This window comes from Inquilinus limosus MP06, from assembly GCF_000767795.1.
GTDB lineage: Bacteria > Pseudomonadota > Alphaproteobacteria > DSM-16000 > Inquilinaceae > Inquilinus > Inquilinus limosus_E.
Genome location: NZ_JANX01000247.1, coordinates 1 through 8,702, shown reverse-complemented (window position 1 = coordinate 8,702; position 8,702 = coordinate 1). Strand labels below are relative to the sequence as shown.

The 8,702-nt window shown below is 70.6% G+C and carries 11 protein-coding genes; 8 read left to right on the top strand and 3 right to left on the bottom strand.

The features are described from left to right. From P409_RS18715 to P409_RS37180, 4 genes are all read left to right on the top strand, one after another. Window positions 1-242, top strand: a 242-nt coding sequence (locus P409_RS18715; protein WP_034841237.1) for a PaaD-like zinc ribbon domain-containing protein, incomplete at its 5' end; no start/stop codon positions are given. Beyond that, window positions 242-1,330 (top strand): 1,2-phenylacetyl-CoA epoxidase subunit PaaE, encoded by a 1,089-nt coding sequence (gene paaE, locus P409_RS18710; RefSeq protein ID WP_034841232.1) that lies wholly within the window; start codon window positions 242-244, stop codon window positions 1,328-1,330. The genes P409_RS18715 and paaE, both read left to right, overlap by 1 nt. A gap of 49 nt (window positions 1,331-1,379) precedes the next feature. Continuing rightward, complete coding sequence (locus P409_RS18705) at window positions 1,380-1,559, top strand: CopG family transcriptional regulator (RefSeq protein WP_034841227.1); 180 nt, start codon at window positions 1,380-1,382, stop codon at window positions 1,557-1,559. A gap of 93 nt (window positions 1,560-1,652) precedes the next feature. Continuing rightward, the gene (locus P409_RS37180) at window positions 1,653-1,820 is read left to right on the top strand and encodes a type II toxin-antitoxin system RelE/ParE family toxin (RefSeq protein ID WP_238578719.1); all 168 of its coding nucleotides are present in this window, start codon (window positions 1,653-1,655) and stop codon (window positions 1,818-1,820) included. 20 nt (window positions 1,821-1,840) lie between these two features. Here P409_RS37180 and paaK read toward each other — a convergent pair whose 3' ends face one another. From paaK to paaG, 3 genes are read right to left on the bottom strand one after another with little or no spacing between them, the layout of a single operon-like run. Further along, a complete protein-coding gene (gene paaK / locus P409_RS18700) occupies window positions 1,841-3,142 on the bottom strand; it encodes a phenylacetate--CoA ligase PaaK (protein WP_034841223.1) in 1,302 nt (433 codons plus the stop codon). Between the two features lie 22 nt (window positions 3,143-3,164). Further along, window positions 3,165-3,617, bottom strand: coding sequence for a hydroxyphenylacetyl-CoA thioesterase PaaI (gene paaI / locus P409_RS18695; protein WP_034841220.1), 453 nt, complete (start codon window positions 3,615-3,617; stop codon window positions 3,165-3,167). After that, window positions 3,614-4,402 (bottom strand): 2-(1,2-epoxy-1,2-dihydrophenyl)acetyl-CoA isomerase PaaG, encoded by a 789-nt coding sequence (paaG, locus tag P409_RS18690; RefSeq protein WP_034841217.1) that lies wholly within the window; start codon window positions 4,400-4,402, stop codon window positions 3,614-3,616. Before paaG ends, paaI begins: the two co-directional genes overlap by 4 nt. Before the next feature lie 133 nt (window positions 4,403-4,535). Between paaG and paaZ the strand changes: the two genes are divergently transcribed. The 4 genes from paaZ to pqqC all read left to right on the top strand — a co-directional run. Then, complete coding sequence (gene paaZ / locus P409_RS18685) at window positions 4,536-6,563, top strand: phenylacetic acid degradation bifunctional protein PaaZ (protein ID WP_034841214.1); 2,028 nt, start codon at window positions 4,536-4,538, stop codon at window positions 6,561-6,563. A 152-nt stretch (window positions 6,564-6,715) separates the two neighbouring features. Then, window positions 6,716-6,796, top strand: a complete 81-nt coding sequence (pqqA, locus tag P409_RS41590) for a pyrroloquinoline quinone precursor peptide PqqA (protein ID WP_034841210.1) — start codon at window positions 6,716-6,718, stop codon at window positions 6,794-6,796. A 57-nt stretch (window positions 6,797-6,853) separates the two neighbouring features. Then, window positions 6,854-7,771 (top strand): pyrroloquinoline quinone biosynthesis protein PqqB, encoded by a 918-nt coding sequence (gene pqqB, locus P409_RS18675; RefSeq protein ID WP_034841207.1) that lies wholly within the window; start codon window positions 6,854-6,856, stop codon window positions 7,769-7,771. Between the two features lie 207 nt (window positions 7,772-7,978). Next, on the top strand, window positions 7,979-8,702 hold a 724-nt coding region (pqqC, locus tag P409_RS18670), incomplete at its 3' end, for a pyrroloquinoline-quinone synthase PqqC (RefSeq protein ID WP_034841205.1).

The following is an 8,702-nucleotide window of genomic DNA, read 5'->3' as shown; positions in this document are numbered from 1 at the left end:
CGCCGGCCTGGACCACCGCCTGGCTGACGCCGGATGGCCGCCGCAAGCTGGCCGCCTACGGCGTCGCCCCGCCGCAGGACGGCGTCGGCCGGCGCGCCTTGTTCGGGGCCGAAGCCGTGCCCTGCCCGCATTGCGGCTCGGCCCGCACCGAGCGGCTGTCGGAGTTCGGCTCGACCTCCTGCAAGGCGCTGTGGCGCTGCACCGAGTGCCGCGAGCCCTTCGACTACTTCAAGTGCCACTGATGTCCGCCGCCCCGCCGCGCTTCCACTGCCTGACCATCCGCAACATCAGGCGCGAAACGACCGACGCGGTCTCGATCGCCTTCGACGTGCCGGGCGAGCTGGACGCCGACTATCGCTTCACGCCCGGCCAGTACCTGACGCTGCGCGCCAGCATCGACGGCGAGGATCTGCGCCGGTCCTACTCGATCTGCTCCGGCCCTGACGACGGCGAGCTGCGGATCGCGGTGAAGCGGGTCGAGGGCGGCGTCTTCTCCGATTGGGTCAACCGCACGCTGCAGGCCGGCGACGCGATCGAGGTGATGACCCCGACCGGCCGCTTCGGCATGCAGCAGGCGCCGGTCCAAAGCCGGGCGCGAACTCATGTCGCCTTCGCCGCCGGCTCCGGCATCACCCCGGTGCTGTCGCTGCTGCGCGGCGTGCTGGCGCGCGAGCCGGAAAGCCGCTTCTTCCTGTTCTATGGCAATCGGTCCACCAGTGAGATCCTGTTCCGCGAGGCGCTGGAGGAGTTGAAGGACTGCTTCCTCGGCCGGCTCTCGGTCTTCCACGTGCTGTCGCAGGAGGAGCAGGACCTGCCGATCCTGACCGGCCGGCTGGACGGCGACAAGGTGCGGCGCCTGCTGCGGCTGGTGGTGCCGGCCGAGATGATCGACGAGGTCTATCTCTGTGGGCCGGAAGGCATGAGCCGGGAGATCCAGACGGTGCTGACGGAGCTGGGCGTGGCGCCGGAGAAGGTGCATGTCGAGCTGTTCGTCTCCGCCCTCGGCGGCCGGCCGCGGCCGAAACCCGTAGCCCCTGCCCCCGACGCGCCGAGCCGCACCGCCGTGCTGACTGTCGACGGCAAGCGCCGCGAGGTGCCGGTGGCCGAGGACGAGAGCATCCTGGACGCGGCGCTGCGCGCCGGCGTGGACCTGCCCTATGCCTGCAAGGGCGGCATGTGCTCGACCTGCCGCGCCCGGCTGGTCGAGGGCGAGGCGGCGATGGACCTGAACTACTCGCTGGAGCCCTGGGAGCTGGAGGCCGGCTTCATCCTGACCTGCCAGTCGCATCCGAAGACCGACCGGGTGGTGGTCGATTACGACGAGATGTAATGCCAGCCCTGGGATGGCTATCCGTCTGCATCGGGCCTATATTAGGGGCATGAGCAAACCCGCCCAGATCGATCCGCCTGAGGATCCCGAGATCGCCGCCAAACGCAAGGCGATCAAGGAAGGGATTGCATCTGCCGATGCCGGCAAGGTTGTGCCGTACGAGGATGTGCGGCGCTGGCTACTGTCCTGGGGCACCAAGGACGAACTGCCGCCGCCCGAATGCCCGTAGTCCTCACTGCGGACGCTTTGGCAGATCTGGCAAACATTCGAAGCTATATCGGCGAGCAAAAATCCATTCGCAGCGACGAGGGTTGCGGTCCAGTTGATCGCGACGTGCGATCGGCTGGAATACCTCCCTGAACGAGGCCGACCCGGTATCGTCGCCGGCACCCGCGAACTCACGGCCTTCTGGCCCTATGTGATTGTCTATCGGATCACGCCAGCCGCGGTCGAAATCATCCGGATATGGCACGGGGCGCAGGACCGCTGAAGGGGGCCGGCGGCGGCGCCCTACCCCTTCGGCCTCTTGTCGATCACCCGCTTCGCCTTGCCGGCGGAGCGTTCGATCGTGCCGGGGGCCTGGATCAGCACCCGGGCCGAGACCCCGACCGTCTCCTTGATCCGCAGCGTCAGCCGCTCGGCCGCCGCGGTCAGGCCGGCCCCGTCCCAATGCTCCGGCCGCGCCTCGGCCAGGACCGTCATCTCGTCCAGCCGGCCGGGGCGGCTCAGCTCGATGGCGAAATGGCCGCCGCACCAGTCGCAGGCCAGCAGTACCTCCTCGATCTGGGTCGGGAAGACGTTGACGCCGCGCAGAATGATCATGTCGTCGGAGCGGCCGGTCACCTTCTCCATCCGCCGCATGCCGGGCCGGGCCGAGCCGGGCAGCAGCCGGGTCAGGTCGCGGGTGCGGTAGCGGATGACCGGGAACGCCTCCTTGGTCAGGGAGGTGAAGACCAGCTCGCCGATCTCGCCGTCCGGCAGCACCGCGCCGGTGGCCGGGTCGATCACCTCCGGCAGGAAATGGTCCTCCCAGACATGCAGCCCGTCCTTGGTCTCGACACACTCCTGGGCGACGCCGGGGCCGATCACCTCCGACAAGCCGTAGATGTCGGTGGCGTCGAGGGCGAAGGCCTGCTCGATCTCCTGCCGCATCGCGTTGGTCCAGGGCTCCGCCCCGAAGATGCCGAAGCGCAGCGAGCTGTCGCGCGGATCGAGGCCGCGGGCCCGGAAGCCGTCCAGGATCGCCAGCGCGTAGCTGGGCGTCACCATGATGATGTCGGGCCGGAAATCGGTGATCAGCTGGACCTGGCGCTCGGTCATGCCGCCCGACATCGGCACCACGGTGCAGCCCAGCCGCTCCGCCCCGCAATGGGCGCCCAGCCCCCCGGTGAACAGGCCGTAGCCATAGGCGACATGCACCATCATGCCCGGCCGGCCGCCGGCGGCGCGGATCGACCGCGCCATGACCTCGGCCCACATGTCGAGATCGGCCCGGGTGTAGCCGACCACGATCGGCTTGCCGGTGGTGCCGGAGGAGCCGTGGATGCGGGCGATGCGCTCGCGCGGCACCGCGAACAGCCCGAAGGGGTAGCTGTCGCGCAGGTCCTGCTTGGTGGTGAAGGGGAACTTCGCCAGATCCGGCAGGTCGCGGAAATCCGAGGGGTGCACCCCGGCGGCGTCGAAGGCCCGGCGGGTGTGCGGGACGTTGTCGTAGGCGTGGCGCAGCGACCAGGCCAGCCGCTCGCGCTGCAGCGCCATGATCTCGTCGCGAGAGGCCCGCTCGGCCGCGTCCAGCCCCGGGATCTCCGTCATCGCCCCCTCCCCGTGCCCGTTCTCAGTCTTCGGCCGGGCGGTCGATGAACGAGCCGCCGACCGTGCGGGAATGGCCGCGGAACTCCGCGATCACCGTCTCGCCCACCGCGACGCTGACGTCGTAGAGGCCGGAACGGCCGGAGCGCGACACCTCCCGCGCCGTCGCCACCAGCCGGTCGCCGACCGTGCCGGGCCGCAGGAAAGTGATGCTGCAATGCGCCGCCACCGTGCGCTCGCCGCCCGAGTTGCAGGCGAAGGCGAAGGCCGAATCCGCCAGGGTGAAGATGAAGCCGCCATGGGCGGTGCCGTGGCCGTTGGTCATGTCCGGGCGGATGGTCATGGCCAGCTTCGCCCTTCCGGGGCCGATCTCCAGGATTTCCATCCCCAGCGCCCGGCTGGCGCCGTCGTCGCGCCACATCGCCTCGGCCGCGGCTTTGGCGACCGCCTCGGCCTCCGCCCCGGTCGTCGCCTTCATTCCGCCTGCCCCGTGAATTTGGCCGGCCGCTTCTCGATGAAGGCGCGGACGCCCTCGGCATAGTCCGGCGTGCGCCCGGCCCGGCGCTGCAGGTCGCGCTCGAGGTCGAGCTGCGCGTCCAGGCTGTTGCCGGCGGAGGCGTCGAGCGCCTGCTTGATCAGCGCCAGCCCCTGGGTCGGCTGGGTGGCGAGGTGCGCGGTCAAGGCCTCGGCCTCCGCCCTCAGCGCGTCGTCGTCCACCGCCTTCCAGATCAGACCCCATGCCTCGGCCTTCTCCGCCGGCAGCGGCTCGGCCAGCAGCGCCAGGCCGCGGGCCCGGGCGGCGCCGACCAGACGCGGCAGCACATAGGTGCCGCCCGAATCCGGCACCAGGCCGATCTTGGCGAAGGATTGGATGAACTTGGCCGACCGCGCGGCCAGCACGATGTCGCAGGCCAGCGCGATGTTGGCCCCGGCCCCGGCGGCGACGCCGTTGACGGCGCAGACCACCGGCTTCGGCAGCGCCCGCAGCCGGCGGATCAGCGGGTTGTAGAGACCGTCCAGCGTGGCGCCGAGATCGGGCGCCTGGCCGCTGGTGGCGCGGTCGTTGAGATCCTGCCCGGCGCAGAAGCCGCGGCCCGCCCCGGTCAGCAGCACCGCCCGGCAGCCGGCATCGGCCTCGACCCCGGCCAGCGCCTCGGCCAGGGCGCGGTGCATCTCCTCGGTGAAGGCGTTCAGCCGGTCCGGGCGGTTGAGCGTCAGGACGCTCCAGCCGTCGCGGCGATCGACCAGAACCGTAGGCTCCACGGGGCATCCTCCTCCGGTTGGGCCGGTTGCACCGGGCCTCTTGAATTGAACGATCGTTCGGTTAATTCTTAGACCCGGAACCCGGCCTGTCAATCTGCAATCGGCGATGCGGACCGGGGATCGGGAGGAGCCCATGACCGCCATCCTGCAGAGCTATGCCGAGGACCGCTGGGTCGCCGCGACCGAGGGGCTGGCCGACATCGCCAGCGCCATCGACGGCCGGGTGGTGGCGCGGCTGTCGAGCCGCGGCCTGGACTTCGCGGCGATGGTCCGCCATGCCCGCGAGGTCGGCGGCCCGGCGCTGCGCCGGCTGACCTTCCACCAGCGCGCCGACATGCTGAAGGCGCTGGCGCTGTACCTCTCCGAGCGCAAGGAGCCGCTGTACGACCTCGCCGCCGACACCGGGGCGACCAGGCGGGACAACCTGATCGACATCGATGGCGGCCTGGGCACGCTGTTCGCCTATGCCTCGCGCGGGCGCCGCGAGCTGCCGAGCGAGCGCTTCATCCTGGAGGACGGGGTCGAGCGCCTGTCCAAGGGCGGCAGCTTCGTCGGCGTCCATGTGCTGACGCCGCTGACCGGCGTGGCGGTGCACATCAACGCCTTCAACTTCCCGTGCTGGGGCCTGCTGGAGAAGCTGGCGCCGGCGATCCTGGCCGGGGTGCCGGTGATCACCAAGCCGGCCTCGGCCACCGCCTATGTCGCCGAGGCGCTGGTCAGGCTGATCGCGGATTCCGGCATCCTGCCCGCGGGGGCGCTGCAATTCGTGGCCGGCAGTGCCGGCGACCTCTTGGACCATCTGACCGGCCAGGATCTCGTCGCCTTCACCGGGTCGATCGAGACTTCGGAAAGGCTGCGAAACCACCCCGCGATCTCGCGAAACGCGGTGCGCTTCGTGGCCGAGCGGGATTCGCTGAACGCCGCCGTTCTGGGCCCGGACGCAGTGCCGGGCACGCCGGAATTCGACCTGTTCGTCAAGGAGGTGGTGCGCGAGATGACGGCGAAGGCCGGGCAGAAATGCACCGCCATCCGCCGCGTCCTGGTGCCGCGCGCGCTGGAAAACGACGTCATCACGGCGCTGGGGCAGAAGCTGGCCGGCCTGGCCATCGGCGACCCGCGGCAGGAGGGCACGCGGATGGGCCCGCTGGTCAGCCTGGCCCAGCGCGACGATATCCGCGCCCGCATCGCCGAGCTGAGCACGGAGGCCGAGGTGGTGGTCGGCGATCCCGCCAATGACGGGGCACCGGGCGGCGCCTTCCTGGCGCCGGTGCTGCTGCGCTGCGCCGACCCAGCGACGGCGCGCAAGGTGCACACGGTCGAGGCCTTCGGGCCGGTCGCGACCGTGATCGCCTATGACGGCCTGGACCAGGCGGTGGAGCTGGTGCGCCGCGGCGAAGGCAGCCTGGTGGCCTCGGTCTTCACCCATGACGATGCGGTGGCCGACGCGCTGGTCTTCGGCCTGGCGCCGTTCCACGGCCGCATCCTGGTGGTCGACCGCGACTGCGCCGGCGAATCGACCGGCCACGGCTCGCCCCTGCCCGGCCTCGTGCATGGCGGCCCCGGCCGCGCCGGCGGGGGCGAGGAGCTGGGCGGCATCCGCGGCGTGCACCACTATCTGCAGCGCACCGCCCTGCAGGGGTCGCCCACCCGCCTCTCCGCCCTGACCCGGACCTGGCTGCAGGGCGCCCCGGCGCCGGTGCCGGCCACCCATCCGTTCCGCCGCAACTACGAGGAGCTGACGGTCGGCGAGACGGTCGAGACGCCCCCGCGCACCATCACGCTGGAGGACATCGAGCATTTCGCCGCCTTCACCGGCGACGCCTTCTACGCCCATATGGACGAGGAGGCGGCCAAGGCGAACCCGTTCTTCCCCGGCCGGGTGGCGCATGGCTATCTGATCCTGTCCTTCGCCGCCGGCCTGTTCGTCGACCCGGCGCCCGGGCCGCTCCTGGCCAATTACGGCCTCGACAATTTGCGCTTCCTGAAGCCGGTGTCGCCCGGGGACTCGATCCGGGTGCGGCTGACGGTCAAGCGCAAGACAGCCGCCCGCATGCCGGAATACGGCGAGGTGCGCTGGGACGTCGAGGTGTTCAACCAGGCCGGCGAGACCGTGGCCCGCTACGACCTGCTGACCATGAGCGCGCGGCCAAAGGCGGCTTGAGCCCGCGGTGCGACAACAAACCTGTGGAATGGCTCCAAAGTAGTATTCCCCTCGCGCGCGGAAGGCGCATCATGCTCAGGATGTCGCGGCCCGGAACCAAGCGCCGGGCCGAGGCGTCATCCCGAGAGCACTGACCCTTATGGAGACGTCTCATGAAGCGCTGGAAGACTCCGAAGGTCCGCGAGATCTCCGTCGGCTGCGAGATCAACGCCTACGCCTGCGCGACCGTTTAAGACCAACCTCCGCCTGATGGCGGATCCGGCGAGGCTGCCGAAAGCGGGGCTGAGACCATGCGCATCGTCGTCCTCGGTTCCGCCGCCGGCGGAGGTTTCCCTCAATGGAACTGCAACGCGCCCACCAGCCGGGGGGTGCGGACCGGAAGTCTGCGCGCCAAGCCGCGCACCCAGGCCTCCCTCGCCGTCAGTGCGGATGGCGAGCGCTGGCTGTTGCTGAACGCCTCCCCCGATTTTCGCCAGCAGGTGGCGGCCAACCCGGTGCTGTGGCCGCAGGACGGGCTGCGCCATTCCCCGATCGCGGCGGTGATCCTGACCAGCGGCGAGATCGACCATGTCGCCGGGCTGCTCTCGATGCGCGAATCCCAGCCCTTCGCCCTGTGGGCCGCGCCGCCGGTGCTGGCCGCCCTGGCCGCCAACCCCATCTTCGACGCGCTGAGCCCCCGGTCGGTCGAGCGCCATGCGGTGGTGCCGAACGGGCCCTTCCCGATCGCCGGCCGCGGCGGCGGGCTGGGCCTGACCGTCACCGCCTTCCCGGTGCCGGGCAAGGTGCCGCTGTATCTCGAGGGCCAGGCCGGCGACGACCTGGCCGGCGCGCCGGACGAGACGCTGGGGCTGGAGATCGCGGCCAACGGCGCCCGCTTCCACTACATCCCCGGCTGCGCCGCGATGACGCCGGAGCTGCAGGCCCGGCTGCGGGGATCGCCGCTGGTGTTCTTCGACGGCACGCTGTGGCGCGACGACGAGCTGATCACCACCGGCGTCGGCGCCAAGACCGGCCGGCGGATGGGCCATATGAGCATCGACGGGCCGGACGGCACGGTCGCCGCCTTTTCCGGTCTCGACACCGGGCGCCGGATCCTGATCCATGTCAACACCACCAACCCGGTCCTGATCGAGGATTCGCCCGAACGCGCCGCCCTGGCCGATGCCGGCTGGGAGGTTGCGGAGGACGGCATGGAGATCGCGCTGTGAGGACGAGTAGGATGCGCCGGGAGGCGAGAGCGAGATGATCCACCCCGAGCTGCCATGCCCGGGCTTGACCCGGGCATCCAGGGACTATCGATGCCGCTCGGGGTGGCCCCTGGATTGCCGGGTCAAGCCCGGCAATGACAATAAGGGTCTAGATCATTGCTCTGCTCCACAGCCCCAAGAGCCCACAGCAGTGCCAAGGATGCGCCGATGACCGACCTGATGACCCCGGACCAGCTCGAGGCGGCGCTGCGCGCGATCGGGCGCGAGCGGTACCATGACCGCCACCCGTTCCATGCCCTGCTGCATGGCGGCAAGCTGGACCGGGGCCAGGTGCAGGCCTGGGCGCTGAACCGCTACTACTACCAGAGCCGCATCCCGCTGAAGGATTCGGCGCTGATGTCGCGCGCCGAGGACCCGGCGCTGCGCCGCGAATGGCGGCAGCGCGTGGTCGACCATGACGGCGAGCGCGAGGGCGAAGGCGGCATCGCCCGCTGGCTGCACCTGACCGACGCGCTGGGGCTGGACCGCGCCCAGGTGATCGACGGCCGCGGCATCCTGCCGGCTACCCGCTTCGCCGTCGACGCCTATGTCCGCTTCGTGCGCGAGCGCACGCTGCTGGAGGCCGTCGCCTCCTCCCTCACCGAGCTGTTCGCCCCCGCCATCATCGGCAACCGTGTCGCCGGCATGCTGGCCAATTACGATTTCGTCTCGCGCGACGCCCTGGCCTATTTCGACAAGCGCCTGACCCAGGCGCCGCGCGACTCCGACTTCGCCCTCGACTACGTCAAGCGCGAGGCGCGGCGGCCGGACCAGCAGCAGGATGTGATGAATGCCCTGCTGTTCAAATGCGACGTGCTGTGGGCCCAGCTGGACGCGCTGCACCACGCCTATGTCGAGCCCGGCAACATCCCGCCCGGCGCCTTCGTGCCCG

Bases quoted from the DNA above. Each gene is read 5' to 3' on its own strand.
- paaE (WP_034841232.1), top strand. From the start codon at position 242: ATGTCCGCCGCCCCGCCGCGCTTCCACTGCCTGACCATCCGCAACATC.
- P409_RS18705 (WP_034841227.1), top strand. From the start codon at position 1,380: ATGAGCAAACCCGCCCAGATCGATCCGCCTGAGGATCCCGAGATCGCC.
- paaK (WP_034841223.1), bottom strand. From the start codon at position 3,142: ATGACGGAGATCCCGGGGCTGGACGCGGCCGAGCGGGCCTCTCGCGAC.
- paaI (WP_034841220.1), bottom strand. From the start codon at position 3,617: ATGAAGGCGACGACCGGGGCGGAGGCCGAGGCGGTCGCCAAAGCCGCG.
- paaZ (WP_034841214.1), top strand. From the start codon at position 4,536: ATGACCGCCATCCTGCAGAGCTATGCCGAGGACCGCTGGGTCGCCGCG.
- pqqA (WP_034841210.1), top strand. From the start codon at position 6,716: ATGAAGCGCTGGAAGACTCCGAAGGTCCGCGAGATCTCCGTCGGCTGC.
- pqqB (WP_034841207.1), top strand. From the start codon at position 6,854: ATGCGCATCGTCGTCCTCGGTTCCGCCGCCGGCGGAGGTTTCCCTCAA.